Here is a 15430-nt window from a genome sequence, read left to right on the forward strand (position 1 = left end):
GAGAGAGTGTACCTCTTCATAGCTGTGAACAGGAAGGATGCGGGAATATGAATAGTAAACAATTAATTCTAGAAGCAATCGAAGCGCGTAAACAAGCGTACGTACCATATTCTAAATTTCAAGTAGGTGCAGCACTATTAACGCGCGATGGAAAAGTATATCGTGGATGTAATGTTGAGAATGCATCATATGGCTTATGTAATTGTGCTGAAAGAACAGCTTTATTTAAGGCGGTTTCTGAAGGAGATAAAGAATTTGTAGCCATTGCGGTTGTAGCAGATACAAAGCGCCCAGTACCTCCTTGTGGAGCATGTCGACAAGTTATGGTAGAATTATGTAAACAGGATACGAAAGTATACTTAACAAATTTACATGGTGACGTTCAAGAGACGACAGTCGGAGAATTGTTACCAGGAGCATTTTTAGCGGAGGATTTACATGAATAGAAAAGGTTATAAATCAGGTTTTGTCTCTATTATTGGCAGACCGAATGTTGGGAAATCTACATTTTTAAATCGTATTATCGGCCAGAAAATTGCTATTATGAGTGATAAGCCACAAACGACTCGTAATAAAATTCAAGGTGTATATACAGAAAATGATGCACAAGTTATTTTCATTGATACACCAGGAATACATAAACCTAAACATAAACTAGGCGACTTCATGGTGAAGATGGCGCAAACGACATTAAAAGAAGTTGATATCGTTCTGTTTATGGTTAATGCTGTCGAAGGCTTTGGTCGTGGTGAAGAATTCATCATCGAGAAGTTAAAAGAAACGAAACAACCAGTATTTTTAGTAATTAATAAAATTGACCAACTTCATCCAGAGCAATTACTAGAGTTAATTGATCAATATCGTAAACTACATGAGTTTGCAGAGATTGTACCAATTTCTGCGTTAGACGGTAATAATGTGGACGCTTTAATTGGAACAATTAAAAAGTATTTACCAGAAGGACCACAATACTATCCAGATAATCAAGTAACGGATCATCCGGAGAGATTTATTATTGCAGAGCTTATTCGTGAGAAAGTACTACATTTAACACGTGAAGAAGTGCCGCATTCTGTGGCTGTTGTTATCGATGCGATTCAAAAGCGTGAGGGCGGGGCAGTTTATATAAATGCAACGATTGTTGTTGAACGTGCATCACAAAAAGGAATCATCATCGGAAAACAAGGGAAAATGTTAAAAGAAGTTGGTAAGCGAGCTCGTTTTGATATTGAAGCGCTACTTGGTTCTAAAGTATTTTTAGAAGTATGGGTAAAAGTGCAAAAAGATTGGCGTAATAAAATGTCTCAGCTTCGTGACCTAGGTTTCCGCGAGGATGAGTACTAAAATAGAGTCAAGCTGTAATCAGTGGATGGTTGGTTCATCCACTGATTATTGGTTTTTATGAACTTTGATAAATTAGGAAAAATTTTTCTCACATGAAAATGGACAAAATGGGTCAATTTAATAACAACAAAGGAAATTGGTTTATAGGCTACGCTTATTGAGAAAGGTGGATTCTTATGCTAGATTTTACCTGGAAGTTTTTCTCCAAAACAGGAAGCATTGAAACGTACTTGCTTTTGAAAGAAATGGAAAAAGACGTAAACGATGAGATGGATCAACATGAAGAGGAGCTAGCGCATCTAGACTCTCCAATTTCTTGACCCGTTTTGTTCAAACCTTGGATGGTGACGAACATGTTTCAAAAAGTTGAGGGCATCGTTATCCGTACGACAGATTACGGAGAAACGAACAAGATTGTTACAATATTCTCAAGAGAACTTGGTAAGGTAAGTGCAATGGCAAGAGGGGCAAAAAAACCGAAAAGCCGATTAGCATCTGTGTCGCAATTAATGACACATGGCCAGTTTCTTATTCAAATGGGATCTGGGCTTGGAACATTGCAACAAGGCGAGATTATTTCAACTATGAAAGAAATTCGCGAGGATATATTTTTAACTGCTTATGCATCATTTATTGTTGAATTAACTGATAAAGCAACAGAAGATAAAAAACATAATCCGTATTTATTTGAAATGTTATATCAAACGTTGCATTATATGTGTGAGGGTGTTGATCCAGAAGTATTATCATTAATTTATCAAACGAAAATGCTTCCGGTATTAGGGATGCGCCCGTACTTTGATACATGTGCGATTTGTCATCAAGAAACAGACTTTGTCGCCTTCTCCGTTAGGGAAGGCGGTTTTCTGTGCTCACGTCATGCGGAGCAAGACCCGTATCGTATACCGGTAGGAGAAGCTGTTCATAAATTATTACGTCTTTTCTTCCATTTCGATTTACATAGGCTCGGAAATGTATCGGTAAAGGATAGCACAAAAAAACAAATGCGTTTAGTATTGAATACATATTATGATGAATATTGCGGAATTTATTTGAAATCAAGACGTTTTTTAGAACAACTTGATAAGTTTCAAATATAATTTTGGGCCGTATACGGTCCTTTTTACATACTTTCTTTTTCGAATAGCATATTTAGTATATAATATTTAAGAGATAGTATAACTTTTTTCGTTGTGCATTAAAGGTGGTGATTATCATAGAGCTGAATAAACGGCAAGAACATATCATTCAGATTGTAAAAGATCACGGTCCTATTACAGGGGAATCAATTGCAGCGCAATTGGGTCTAACACGTGCGACGCTAAGACCAGACTTAGCAATTTTAACGATGGCTGGTTATTTAGAAGCACGTCCACGCGTAGGTTATTTTTATACGGGTAAAACTGGGGGGCAGCTATTATCTGAAGCTGTTAAGAAAATTAAAGTACAAGATTATCAATCTAGACCGGTTGTAATTGATAAAAATGTTTCCGTATACGATGCAATTTGTACGATGTTTTTAGAGGACGTTGGTACATTGTTCGTTGTAGATCAGATGACTCTATTAGTTGGTGTTGTGTCTCGTAAAGATTTATTAAGAGCGAGCTTAGGAAAGCAGGATTTAACCTCTCTTCCGGTTAATATTATCATGACAAGGATGCCAAACATTGCGATGTGTCGTAGAGAGGATTCTTTATATGATATTGCGATGGAATTAATAGAAAGACAGATTGATGCAATGCCAGTTGTAAAAGATACGAAACAAGGTTTAGAAGTGATTGGGCGAATTACAAAAACAAATATTACACGTGCGTTTGTAAATTTAGTAAATAACGAATAAGTGTAATTTGTTTAAAGTGAGGTAATGTAATGGATAATAAAATCGTATATGTCGTATCTGACTCTGTAGGAGAAACGGCTGATTTGGTTGTTCGAGCAGCAATGGGGCAATTCCCGTTTGCTCCTGATATTAGACGTGTACCGTATGTAGAAGATACAGGGACATTAAAAGAAGTGATTTCGATTGCTAAGAGTAATCAAGCACTTATATGTTTTACGTTAGTTAAGCCTGATATGCGCAAATATTTAGTAACAGAGGCTGCAAAAGAAGGGGTAGAGGCATACGATATTATCGGCCCTCTTATTGATCAAATTGAAGAAATTACGGGGCAAGTGCCGAGATATGAACCAGGCGTTGTCCGTAGGTTAGATGAAGAATACTTTAAAAAGATTGAAGCGATTGAGTTTGCTGTGAAGTATGATGACGGCAGAGATGCACGAGGTATTTTAAAAGCGGATATCGTGTTGATTGGTGTTTCGCGTACATCAAAAACACCACTTTCCCAATATTTAGCTCATAATAAACGCTTGAAAGTTGCGAATGTACCACTCGTGCCAGAAGTTGACCCACCTGAAGAACTATATCAAGTGGCAAAAGAAAAATGTTTCGGTTTGAAAATTACGCCAGATAAGTTAAATCATATTCGAAAAGAACGATTAAAATCACTTGGATTAAGTGATGGAGCAACATATGCAAATATTAATCGTATTCAAGAAGAAATTGATCACTTTGAGGAAGTAATTAGTAAAATAAATTGTCAAGTAATCGATGTATCGAATAAAGCAATTGAAGAAACAGCAAATATTATTGTGAATGCAGTGCAAAACCAAAAAATGTTTTAGCACATTTACCAAAGGTGAATGTGCTTTTTTCGCTCGTGTGAAATATGGTACCTATGGATTTTGTAATAGATTGTAGTGTAATGGTTATACTTATACTCCTTTGTCTTTTAGTATATTCAAGGTGTGAGTTTGTCATCCTGAAATGTAAGATGAAAAAATAAAGGGATATGTAGCGTAGTTGAAGAAAATATATTATAATAAAAAATTGTGATAAAAACCTATATTTTACGTTTAGACTTTAATTTTTCAGAATAAACTAGGGATAGGATTTACGAAAAAGACATGTAATTACGTTAAATCGACAAAATCTATACAAGAAAACGCACATTATGGAAGGATTCACAGAAGGGATGTAGAATACAGAAATATGCAAAGCATCAACAACATATTAGTTGGTGTAGATGTATATCCCGTGAAGGCTGAAATTGTGCAAGTTGGAGCGGAATTTCATGTCGGAATTTTGTTTGTCGCATCATATGCTCATCCTTTAAGGAAATAGCAAGGCAATTGGATCTTTGTAGATACTGAACAAAATGGAGTTGATCGTTATATGGATCAACATGAAAAAGTTACAAATCTCAAGATCAAACAGTATATGTGGCTTGCTACTCTTCTTATAAAAAGGTGTGTATGTATTGTTTCTAAGAGATACATTTGTAACAGATGAGCAAATGTATACAATTTTATATAGCAAGTATGTATATGCGATTTATGCAGATAAAGGACCTATAGGAAAGGTTCAAAATCGTTTATACAATGTAATCGGCAACACTTTCTAACAAGTTTAGAAAAATATTGTCGAATTATAAAGGAATTTTTTAATTTATATCGAATACAAAATACGACACGGAGATGGAGTTATGGGGAACAGAATTCCCGAAGAAGTTGTTGAACAGATTCGGACATCATCCGATATTGTAGAAGTCATTGGTGAATACGTTCAACTTAGAAAACAGGGGCGTAACTATTTCGGCCTTTGTCCATTTCATGGTGAGAATTCTCCTTCATTCTCTGTTTCATCTGATAAGCAAATTTTTCATTGCTTCGGATGTGGAGAAGGTGGAAATGTATTTTCCTTTCTAATGAAAATGGAAGGACTGGCTTTTACCGAGGCTGTTCAAAAGCTAGGCGAAAGAAATGGAATTGCGGTTGCAGAGTATACATCAGGGCAAGGACAACAAGAAGACATATCTGATGACACTGTCATCATGCAACAAGCTCATGAATTATTGAAAAAGTATTATCATCATTTATTAGTAAATACGGAAGAGGGAAATGAAGCACTTTCATATTTATTAAACCGTGGTATTACGAAAGAGATGATTGAGAAGTTTGAAATTGGTTATGCATCACCTGCTTGGGATGCAGCGACGAAAATTTTACAAAAAAGAGGTTTATCGCTGTCTAGTATGGAACAAGCTGGCCTTCTAATAAGAAGTGAGAAGGATGGTAGTCATTATGATCGCTTCCGTGGAAGAGTTATGTTCCCGATCTATACGTTACAAGGTAAGGTGATAGCGTTTAGTGGAAGGGCGTTAGGAGATGACACTCCGAAATATTTAAATAGCCCTGAAACACCGATTTTTCACAAAAGTAAATTGTTGTATAACTTCCACCAAGCAAGACCGTTTATTAGAAAGCGTGGGCAAGTGGTTCTTTTCGAAGGATATGCCGATGTACTAGCTGCGGTAAAAAGTGGTGTGGAAGAAGCTGTTGCGACAATGGGAACAGCTTTAACTGAAGAACAAGCAAAACTTCTGCGACGTAACGTTGAAACTGTTGTTCTTTGCTATGATGGTGATAAAGCAGGGCGAGAAGCGACGATGAAAGCAGGGCAATTATTGCTAAAAGTTGGTTGCCAAGTGAAAGTCACATCCTTGCCAGATAAGCTTGATCCTGATGAATATGTGCAACAATATGGGACTACTGCTTTTGAAAATCTTGTGAAATCAAGTGTGAGTTTTGTTGGTTTTAAAATAAATTATTTGCGTTTAGGGAAAAATTTGCAAGATGAGTCTGGCAAAGAAGAATATGTGAAGAGTGTTTTAAAAGAGTTATCGTTGTTACAAGATGCGATGCAGGCAGAGTCATATTTGAAGTCATTATCGCAAGAATTTTCGTATTCAATGGAAACACTTTTGAACCAATTGCACCAATATCGCAAAGAACAAAAGGTACAGCAAAAACAAATAAAGCAGGTTGCTAAAACGTCTCAAGTCGTTCAAACAAAACCGAAGTTAACAGGTTTTGAAAGAGCGGAAAGAGAAATTATTTACCATATGTTGCAAAGTGCAGAAGTAGCTGTTCGTATGGAATCCCATATAGAAGATTTTCATACAGAAGAACATAAAGGGATTTTATATGAACTATACGCATATTATGAAAAGGGAAATGAACCTTCAGTTGGAACATTTTTAAGTTGGCTCTCTGATGAAAAGTTGAAAAATATTATCACTGATATTTCGACGGATGAATTTATTAATCCAGAATACACAGAAGAAGTGTTGCAAGGCCATTTGGAGACGCTTAGACGGCATCAGGAAAAACTTGAAAAGATGGAAATTATCTTTAAAGTGAAACAAATGGAAAAAACAGATCCTGTAGAGGCTGCTAAATATTATGTAGCATATTTACAAAATCAAAAAGCGAGAAAATAGCTTTTTTGATAAAGTTTTAGTATAATGAATGTTTGTATCTCGCGTAAGGAGGGGAACAGATGGCTGACAAACCAGCTCGTTCTAAACAAATTGAAACTGAAATGACCCTTGAGCAAGTGAAAGAACAACTCACTGAGCTCGGAAAAAAACGTGGCGTTCTTACATATGAAGAGATTGCAGAACGCATGAATGGATTTGAAATTGAATCCGATCAAATGGATGAATACTATGAATATTTAGGTGAACAAGGCATTGATTTAGTTGGTGATAATGACAACGAAGAAGGCCCTAATAATCGCCAAATTACAAAAACAGAAGAAGAGTTTGACCTCAATGATTTAAGTGTACCACCTGGGGTTAAAATCAACGATCCTGTTCGTATGTATTTAAAAGAAATTGGTCGTGTAGACTTACTATCTGCAGAAGAAGAAATTCGACTTGCAACGCGTATTGAAGAAGGCGATGAAGAAGCGAAACGTCGTCTTGCAGAAGCAAACTTACGTCTTGTAGTAAGTATTGCAAAGCGCTATGTAGGCCGTGGTATGCTTTTCTTAGACTTAATTCAAGAAGGTAATATGGGTCTAATTAAAGCTGTTGAAAAGTTCGATTATCGTAAAGGTTTCAAATTTAGTACGTATGCAACTTGGTGGATTCGCCAAGCTATTACACGTGCCATTGCAGACCAAGCGCGAACAATTCGTATTCCAGTTCATATGGTTGAAACGATTAATAAGTTAATTCGTGTACAACGTCAATTATTACAAGATTTAGGTCGCGAACCATCTCCTGAAGAGATTGGTGAGGAAATGGATCTTGCTCCAGAAAAAGTACGTGAAATCTTAAAAATTGCACAGGAGCCAGTTTCTCTTGAAACACCAATTGGTGAAGAAGATGACTCCCATTTAGGTGACTTTATTGAAGACCAAGAAGCAACATCGCCTGCGGACCATGCAGCCTATGAATTGCTAAAAGAACAATTAGAAGATGTGTTAGATACACTAACAGATCGTGAAGAAAATGTTCTACGTCTTCGTTTCGGTTTAGATGATGGACGAACTCGTACGCTTGAAGAAGTTGGGAAAGTATTCGGCGTAACGAGAGAGCGTATTCGTCAAATTGAAGCAAAAGCACTTCGCAAATTAAGACATCCAAGCCGTAGTAAGCGTCTTAAGGATTTCTTAGAATAGGTTATTTTTTAAGTTTACTTCACTTTTGTGAAGTAAACTTTTTTATTTTGTTAATTTTTGTTAAAATTTAGCTATGGGCAACGATTACAATTTCTTGTAATTTATTTTACAGAATTGTCTTTTGATTTGCAAATGCTCATTTTTCGATTTTTCGATTAATTTTGTTTATTATATACAAAAATATATGTAGAAAAGCGAAAAATATGATGAGAAACGTTAATAATTATCGAAATAATAAGCGATATGACAATAAAAAACAATAAACTGAATTTATGGAATATTTTTAACAAGTGGTAGTTTGCTCTTTTCTGATAGAGCGTTTTCAAGTACAATATAAATGACTGAATCATCTAACTATTTAGGGGTATAGAGGGGGGAGAAGAGATATGAAACGTAATCCGCTGATTCCGTTCGCTCTTATTGCAGCATTGGGTATTATCGTTATGTTTGTATTTTCATTTCAGGGGCTAAATAAATCTAAAGAGTTAGCTGATGCAAAAAATGGCGGGAAGCCAGCACAAACGGCATCAAAACCAGAAGATATTGTGAAGCAAAGCTGTACGAGCTGCCATGGTGATCAGTTACAAGGGGCAGTTGGACCTAACTTACAAAAAATTGGTGGGAAACTTTCAAAGGATGAAATTAAAGAAATTCTTTCGAAAGGAAAAGGCAATATGCCTGCCAATATAGTTCCAGCTGATCAAGCCGCTAAAGTAGCTGATTGGTTATCGAAGAAAAAATAAAGTTCCGTATGACAAGCCTTTTGCTTATGCAAAGGGCTTGTTTTTCTATATTTTCTAAAATACGATGAATGATAGAGCGGTGAATTGTTGTTATGGGCTTGCAACAACTACTGTAAATTCATTATCATGGAGACAGACTGACAAGAGAAGGAGTAATGGAAATACATGAATGAAGTAAAGCTTTCAAAACGATTAGAAGAAGTTGTACGTGAAATACCAGTAGGATCTACAGTTGCTGATATTGGATCGGATCATGCGTATTTACCGTGTTATACAATTATAAATAATATTGCTACAAAAGCAGTTGCAGGAGAGGTTGTAGATGGACCATTTCGCTCTGCGCAAGCAACTGTAGCTGAAAGTGGTTTACAAGATAAAGTAGATGTGCGTAAAGGGAATGGATTAGCTGTTATCGCACCAGGAGAAGTAGATGTAATTACGGTTGCCGGAATGGGCGGAGCGTTAATTCGTGACATTTTAGAAAGTGGTAAAGAAAAATTAGAAGGTGTAACACGTTTAATTTTACAGCCGAATATTGCAGCGCATCATATTCGTGAATGGTTTATTGAGAATGGTTGGGAGCTTATCCATGAAAAAATCGTAAAAGAAGATGGGAAAATTTACGAAATTTTAGTAGGGGAGCGCGGAAATGTTGTAGCGCCTTACTCTGAAAATAAACAAGCTGAATTGTTTATGGGACCATTTTTAATAACAGAAAAAAGTGAAGCCTTCGTTGAAAAATGGGAAGGAGAATTAAAAAACTTCCAAAATATTTTAAAACAGTTAGAACGTGCGGCTGATTCTGAAGAAACAAAAGCGAAGCGTGGGGAAGTAGAAGCGAAAATGAAAATGATAGGGGAGGTTTTATCATGAGTAAAATTCCAAACGGCCATGAAATTATTTCTTTATTTGAAAGTATGTATCCGAAGCATTTGGCAATGGAAGGAGATAAGATTGGTCTGCAGATTGGAGCGCTTAATAAACCCGTGCAGCACGTATTGATTGCGCTAGATGTAACGGAAGAAGTTGTGGATGAAGCAATTCAATTAGGGGCAAATGTCATTATTGCTCATCATCCTTTAATTTTTAACCCGTTAAAAGCGATTCATACAGATAAGGTGTATGGGAAAATTATTGAAAAGTGTATTAAAAATGATATTGCAATCTATGCAGCGCATACAAATGTGGATGTTGCTAAGGGCGGGGTAAACGATTTACTTGCTGAGGCGTTAGGATTGCAAAATACAGAAGTTTTGGCACCGACATATGCAGAAGAAATGAAAAAAGTTGTTGTGTTTGTGCCAGTCACTCATGCAGAAGAAGTAAGGAAAGCATTAGGAGACGCAGGTGCTGGTCATATCGGCAATTATAGCCACTGTACGTTTAGTAGCGAGGGTACAGGCACATTTGTACCTCAAGAGGGGACAAATCCTTATATCGGGGAAACTGGACAGTTAGAACGTGTAGAAGAAGTGCGAATCGAAACGATTATTCCAGCTTCCTTACAGCGGAAAGTGATTAAAGCAATGGTAACGGCGCACCCTTATGAAGAAGTAGCGTACGATGTGTATCCGCTTGATAATAAAGGTGAAACGTTAGGCCTAGGAAAAATAGGATACTTACAAGAAGAAATGACGCTTGGCCAATTTGCAGAACATGTGAAACAATCATTAGACGTGAAGGGCGCAAGAGTTGTCGGTAAGTTAGATGATAAAGTGCGTAAAGTAGCTGTACTTGGTGGAGATGGTAATAAATATATAAACCAAGCGAAATTTAAAGGAGCAGATGTATATGTAACTGGTGACATGTACTATCATGTTGCTCATGATGCGATGATGCTCGGTTTAAATATAGTTGACCCAGGACATAATGTTGAAAAAGTAATGAAACAAGGTGTACAAAAGCAATTACAAGAAAAAGTGGATGCAAAGAAACTCAATGTACACATTCATGCTTCGCAGTTACATACAGATCCATTTATATTTGTATAAGAAAAATAAAAACCGTTGCTCATGTAAGCAACGGTTTTTATTATTGTTCTTTTTTCACTTTCACGCGAGGTAATATTTTTTGTAACGGTACTTTTCGAACTCTTTCCCATGTAGCGGGATTCATTGGGTCATATTGCTCTAAGAAAGCGATAACTTCTTTCGTAATTGGCGTTGGAGTAGAAGCACCTGCTGTAACAGCTACGTTTTCTACACCTTGTAGCCACTCTAATTGAATTTCGCTTACATCAGCAACTCGATATGCTTTTGTACCCGCGATTTCTTGTGATACTTGTGCTAAGCGATTTGAATTGTTACTTTTCGGATCACCAACAACAATTGTTAAGTCTGCAACATCAGCTTGTTTAGCGACAGCTTCTTGGCGAACTTGAGTAGCTAAACAAATTTCTTTATGGAATTCTGCTGTTGGGAATTTTTTTTGAATGTCCTCCATTAAATGTTGAACATCCCATTGACTCATCGTTGTTTGATTTGTTACTAAAATTTTATCTGTTGGGATTTCTAATGTTTTTAAATCATCGGCTCTTTCGATAAGGTGAACGATGTCAGGTGCAATACCAACTGCGCCTTCTGGCTCTGGATGATTTTTTTTACCGATATAAATGACATGATACCCTTCCGCTTTCTTAGCTTCGATAAGGTCATGCGTCTTGGTAACATCTGGGCAAGTGGCATCGATTGTTGTTAAACCTTTTTCTTTTGCGCGTTGTTTAACTTCTGGAGAAACACCGTGTGCTGTGAAAATAACAGTACCAGAATCAATTTTATCTAAAATTTCTAAGCGACTTGGACCGTCTAATGTGATGATTCCATCTTCTTCAAAAGCGTCTGTAACATGTTTATTGTGAACAATCATACCTAAAATATAAATGGGTCTCGGCAATGATTTATCTAATGCAGCGTTACGTGCAATTACCATTGCATCGACAACACCGTAGCAATAACCACGAGGGGAAATTTTAACAATTTTCATATGAGTAATCCTCTCCTTCTAAACAAGGGATACTTTTGTGCATAGTCTTTTACATTATAAAGGAGGAGTGGATAGAAAACAAAGGATTGTTACACATATAGTTTTGGTTTTGTTGCTGTTTGTTGAACTGGTTCTTTCGGTAACTCTTTTTCTATTACAGGTTCAATCACTATTTTCTTTCGTTTTCGTTTCTTTTTTTGAGGTGCAGGAGGCGGACTTTCTACCTCAACTGGCTCTGTTACATTTTCCGTTTGATTTTCTTCCGTACTTTTTCCAGAGGTGAGGATTTTAACAATGCTTGGTAGACTACGCATAATAGGACCATACTGTTCGACGACAGGACCTACAGATTGAACGACTTGGGATACTTTTTCGATGTTGTTTATCATATTAGTAGGATTCGAAATTAAGTTCGAAAAGAAACTGCCGATGCCACTGCTTGCTGTTGCGGCAGCTGTAGTTGCGCCGCCGCGCGTTTCATTTGATTCATACATTTGAGGCGGTATCATTTGCTCAGGATGTTGCTGCATGTATGGTTGATATTGTGGATGTTGCTGCTGATATTGTTGGTGGTATTGCTGCTGATATTGCTGTTGATATTGTGGCGGTGGTGGTTGCTGATGCATCATCGGTTGCCCTTCCATTTGTCGGTAAGGTGGAACCATTTGCATAAAAGGCTCGGTTGGATCGTGTTTTTTAAAAAGCTTAGCAAGAAAACCTTTCTTTTTTTGTGCCATTGGTGGTAGTTGTGGAATTGGATATGGTGTATAAGGTTGTTGCCCTGGATTCGGATACATTTGCCTTGTAGGGGATTTCGGAAACATGTGAGAAATCCTCCTTTCTTCAGTTAGGTATATACACATACAATATGCAATAAAAGGGAAGAAGGTTAGTTTTTGAAGTGAAAACCTAAACTAAAGATGGATTTTACTTGTAGATTTCGATATAATGTAGACTTGACTGATTTGTGCGCGCAGTAGAAATTTTAGAAAGAAGGTGTAACTTATGACACAACAAACTTTTACACAGTATGATTTTAAACCATTTTTAATAGATGCAGTTCGTGAACTACGCTTTACAGAGCCGACAGGAATTCAGCAGAAAATTTTCCCGGTCGTGAAAAAAGGTGTAAGTGTAATTGGACAATCCCAAACAGGTTCTGGGAAAACACATGCATACTTACTTCCTACATTAAACAGAATTAATGCAAGTCGTGAAGAAGTACAACTTGTTATTACAGCGCCTACTCGTGAGTTAGCACAACAAATTTACGAAGAAATCGTGAAATTAACAAAGTTTTGTGCGGAAGACCAAATGATTACAGCACGTTGTTTAATTGGTGGAACTGATAAACAACGCTCAATTGAAAAGTTGAAAAAACAACCTCATATCGTAGTTGGAACACCAGGACGTATTAAAGATTTAGTAGAAGAGCAAGCATTATTTGTTCATAAAGCAAATACGATTATTGTCGATGAAGCAGACTTAATGCTTGATATGGGATTCATTCATGATGTAGATAAAATTGCAGCACGCATGCCTAAAAACTTGCAAATGTTAGTTTTCTCTGCAACAATTCCTCAAAAACTAAAACCGTTTCTGAAGAAGTATATGGAGAATCCAGAGCATATTCATATCAATCCAAAACAAGTTGCAGCTGGAAACATTGAACACTATTTAGTGCCTTCTAAACATCGTAATAAAATTGATTTAGTGCATAAAATGCTACTTCAATTTAAACCGTATTTAGCAGTTGTTTTCACGAATACGAAAAAGATGGCAGACCAAGTTGCTGATGGATTAATGGAACGTGGCTTAAAAGTTGGACGAATTCACGGGGATTTATCACCACGTGATCGTAAAAAAATGATGAAACAAATTCGTGACCTTGAATTCCAATATATTGTTGCGACTGATTTAGCAGCACGTGGTATTGATATTGAAGGGATTAGCCATGTTATTAACTATGAGCTACCATCAGATTTAGATTTCTTCGTTCACCGCGTTGGAAGAACAGCACGTGCGGGGCATTCTGGTATTGCAGTGACGATATATGATCCAGCAAACGAAGAAGCGTTAGATAGTTTAGAAAAACAACGTCATATTGAGTTCAAGCATGTAGATTTACGCGGAGATGAGTGGGCCGATTTAGGTGAGCGTCGTCGTCGTAAGAGCCGTAAAAAACCAAATGACGAACTTGATGTTATGGCAACGAAAGTTATTAAAAAACCGAAAAAAGTAAAACCAAACTATAAACGTAAACTTGCAACAGAACGTGACAAAGTGAAGAAAAAATATGGCAATAAAAAAAGATAAGGGGTTTCCCTTATCTTTTTTTTATCCCGCTATTTGTGGGAGATGTAATCAATATGGATAGAAAAGTATTGATTAAAGTTTCACTTAATCCAGCTAATTTAAATGAAAAGTATAGTCTGTATAAATAGTCATATAAATTTGTGTAGTGCATCTTTTGTGAACAAACAATTCACTACATATTTCTACAAATTATGCTATCATTATATCTATTGTATATTGAAGAGGTGATTGTATGTTAAAGATTGGATCTCATGTTTCCATGAGTGGTAAGAAAATGTTATTAGCAGCAAGTGAAGAGGCTGTTTCATACGGTGCAACAACGTTTATGATTTATACAGGTGCACCGCAAAATACACGAAGAAAACCAATTGAAGAATTGAACATAGAAGCAGGAAGAAAACATATGGAGCTGAACGGAATTGAGGAAATTATCGTCCATGCGCCGTATATTATTAATGTTGGGAATACGACGAAGCCAGAAACATTCCAATTAGGCGTAGACTTTCTTCGCATGGAAATTGAAAGAACATCGGCATTAGGTGTAGCGAAACAAATTGTTCTTCACCCAGGAGCGCACGTTGGTGCTGGAGCAGATGCTGGTATTCAACAAATTATTAAAGGGCTTAATGAAGTATTAACGCCAGAACAGACGGTTAACATTGCGTTAGAGACGATGGCAGGAAAAGGAACAGAATGCGGTCGTAGCTTTGAAGAAATTGCAAAAATTATTGATGGTGTAAAATATAATGAAAAGCTATCTGTATGCTTTGATACGTGTCATACGCACGATGCAGGATATGATATTGTAAATGACTTTGACGGCGTATTAAACGAATTTGATAAGATCGTTGGTATAGATCGTTTACAAGTACTTCATATTAATGATAGTAAAAATGTACGCGGAGCAGGAAAAGACCGTCATGAAAACATTGGATTTGGTCACATTGGGTATAAAGCATTGCATCACATTGTACATCATCCACAGTTAATGCATGTACCAAAAATTCTTGAAACACCGTATGTAGGGGAAGATAAAAAAGATAAGAAGCCACCATACAAATTGGAAATCGAAATGCTGAAAAACGGCACTTTTGATGAAGGGCTTCTTGAAAAAATTAAAGCGCAATAAGGAGGGGGAAATCCCCTCCTTATTTTAGTAGTTGCTGAAATAATGTATTTACTTGTTGGGCAGTGGCAGGGGAAGTTACTTTTGCGATTTGTTTTAAGAGCTCTAGTCGCTCGTTGTTATCGTAAATATTAATATTTTTACCCTTCATAAGTAAAACGATTTGATCAGCTTGTGCGGCTGTAATGGGAACTTCATATTCTTTGCTATATTTTAATAACTCTTTTGTAGAAATATGATTTAATTTTTTATTAACAATTTGTTTAATGAGGTTCATCTTATTATCCTCCTTCACGCGTTCTTCTATCGAAATATATGAGCATATAGCTTGTACATATTCGTATGGAGTTTCTTTTTTCATGAGGAAAAGAAGCGTATGTTATAATATAAGGA

Annotated in this window: 17 protein-coding genes; 14 read left to right on the forward strand and 3 right to left on the reverse strand. The window is 36.6% G+C overall.

Annotation, left to right across the window (positions count from 1 at the left end; translation table 11 throughout):
- Nucleotides 1-47 precede the first annotated feature (47 nt).
- The 12 genes from QCI79_RS20555 to QCI79_RS20610 all read left to right on the forward strand — a co-directional run bounded on the left by QCI79_RS20555 (nucleotide 48) and on the right by QCI79_RS20610 (nucleotide 10604).
- Nucleotides 48-446 carry a cytidine deaminase gene (locus QCI79_RS20555; RefSeq protein ID WP_001086282.1) on the forward strand — a complete coding sequence of 133 codons (399 nt, stop codon included), beginning with the start codon at nucleotides 48-50 and terminating at the stop codon, nucleotides 444-446.
- Nucleotides 439-1344 carry a GTPase Era gene (era, locus tag QCI79_RS20560; RefSeq protein ID WP_001080229.1) on the forward strand — a complete coding sequence of 302 codons (906 nt, stop codon included), beginning with the start codon at nucleotides 439-441 and terminating at the stop codon, nucleotides 1342-1344. Before QCI79_RS20555 ends, era begins: the two co-directional genes overlap by 8 nt.
- Nucleotides 1345-1520: 176 nt before the next feature.
- The gene (locus tag QCI79_RS20565; RefSeq protein WP_000883924.1) at nucleotides 1521-1664 is read left to right on the forward strand and encodes a YqzL family protein; all 144 of its coding nucleotides are present in this window, start codon (nucleotides 1521-1523) and stop codon (nucleotides 1662-1664) included.
- A 33-nt stretch (nucleotides 1665-1697) separates the two neighbouring features.
- The gene (recO, locus tag QCI79_RS20570) at nucleotides 1698-2444 is read left to right on the forward strand and encodes a DNA repair protein RecO (protein WP_000487013.1); all 747 of its coding nucleotides are present in this window, start codon (nucleotides 1698-1700) and stop codon (nucleotides 2442-2444) included.
- A 107-nt stretch (nucleotides 2445-2551) separates the two neighbouring features.
- Complete coding sequence (ccpN, locus tag QCI79_RS20575) at nucleotides 2552-3184, forward strand: transcriptional regulator CcpN (RefSeq protein ID WP_000583756.1); 633 nt, start codon at nucleotides 2552-2554, stop codon at nucleotides 3182-3184.
- A 29-nt stretch (nucleotides 3185-3213) separates the two neighbouring features.
- Nucleotides 3214-4026, forward strand: coding sequence for a pyruvate, water dikinase regulatory protein (locus QCI79_RS20580; protein ID WP_000368936.1), 813 nt, complete (start codon nucleotides 3214-3216; stop codon nucleotides 4024-4026).
- 635 nt (nucleotides 4027-4661) lie between these two features.
- Complete coding sequence (locus QCI79_RS20585) at nucleotides 4662-4805, forward strand: hypothetical protein (protein WP_000479733.1); 144 nt, start codon at nucleotides 4662-4664, stop codon at nucleotides 4803-4805.
- A gap of 81 nt (nucleotides 4806-4886) precedes the next feature.
- A complete protein-coding gene (gene dnaG, locus QCI79_RS20590) occupies nucleotides 4887-6683 on the forward strand; it encodes a DNA primase (protein WP_000528222.1) in 1797 nt (598 codons plus the stop codon).
- A 59-nt stretch (nucleotides 6684-6742) separates the two neighbouring features.
- On the forward strand, nucleotides 6743-7870 hold the full coding sequence (gene rpoD, locus QCI79_RS20595) for an RNA polymerase sigma factor RpoD (RefSeq protein WP_000764066.1): 1128 nt from the start codon (nucleotides 6743-6745) through the stop codon (nucleotides 7868-7870).
- A gap of 386 nt (nucleotides 7871-8256) precedes the next feature.
- On the forward strand, nucleotides 8257-8613 hold the full coding sequence (cccA, locus tag QCI79_RS20600) for a cytochrome c550 (protein WP_000828141.1): 357 nt from the start codon (nucleotides 8257-8259) through the stop codon (nucleotides 8611-8613).
- A gap of 165 nt (nucleotides 8614-8778) precedes the next feature.
- Nucleotides 8779-9486, forward strand: coding sequence for a tRNA (adenine(22)-N(1))-methyltransferase (locus QCI79_RS20605; RefSeq protein ID WP_001006545.1), 708 nt, complete (start codon nucleotides 8779-8781; stop codon nucleotides 9484-9486).
- A complete protein-coding gene (locus QCI79_RS20610; protein ID WP_000036233.1) occupies nucleotides 9483-10604 on the forward strand; it encodes a Nif3-like dinuclear metal center hexameric protein in 1122 nt (373 codons plus the stop codon). The genes QCI79_RS20605 and QCI79_RS20610 overlap by 4 nt, the downstream gene beginning before the upstream one ends.
- 40 nt (nucleotides 10605-10644) lie before the next feature.
- Here QCI79_RS20610 and QCI79_RS20615 read toward each other — a convergent pair whose 3' ends face one another.
- The gene (locus QCI79_RS20615) at nucleotides 10645-11595 is read right to left on the reverse strand and encodes a 4-hydroxy-3-methylbut-2-enyl diphosphate reductase (protein ID WP_000706659.1); all 951 of its coding nucleotides are present in this window, start codon (nucleotides 11593-11595) and stop codon (nucleotides 10645-10647) included.
- Between the two features lie 89 nt (nucleotides 11596-11684).
- Nucleotides 11685-12419 (reverse strand): VrrA/YqfQ family protein, encoded by a 735-nt coding sequence (vrrA, locus tag QCI79_RS20620; protein ID WP_000484170.1) that lies wholly within the window; start codon nucleotides 12417-12419, stop codon nucleotides 11685-11687.
- Between the two features lie 181 nt (nucleotides 12420-12600).
- Here vrrA and QCI79_RS20625 point away from each other — a divergent pair, with 181 nt between their 5' ends.
- Both QCI79_RS20625 and QCI79_RS20630 read left to right on the forward strand, forming a co-directional pair.
- A complete protein-coding gene (locus tag QCI79_RS20625; protein WP_000194015.1) occupies nucleotides 12601-13911 on the forward strand; it encodes a DEAD/DEAH box helicase in 1311 nt (436 codons plus the stop codon).
- A gap of 232 nt (nucleotides 13912-14143) precedes the next feature.
- Nucleotides 14144-15040, forward strand: a complete 897-nt coding sequence (locus tag QCI79_RS20630) for a deoxyribonuclease IV (RefSeq protein ID WP_000912460.1) — start codon at nucleotides 14144-14146, stop codon at nucleotides 15038-15040.
- Between the two features lie 19 nt (nucleotides 15041-15059).
- On the opposite strand, the gene QCI79_RS20635 is transcribed toward QCI79_RS20630, so the two are convergent.
- A complete protein-coding gene (locus tag QCI79_RS20635; RefSeq protein ID WP_001048954.1) occupies nucleotides 15060-15314 on the reverse strand; it encodes a DUF2624 domain-containing protein in 255 nt (84 codons plus the stop codon).
- Nucleotides 15315-15430 lie beyond the last annotated feature (116 nt).

Origin of the sequence: Bacillus cereus group sp. MG1 (assembly GCF_040460035.1) — a bacterium.
Classification (GTDB): Bacteria; Bacillota; Bacilli; order Bacillales; family Bacillaceae_G; genus Bacillus_A; species Bacillus_A cereus.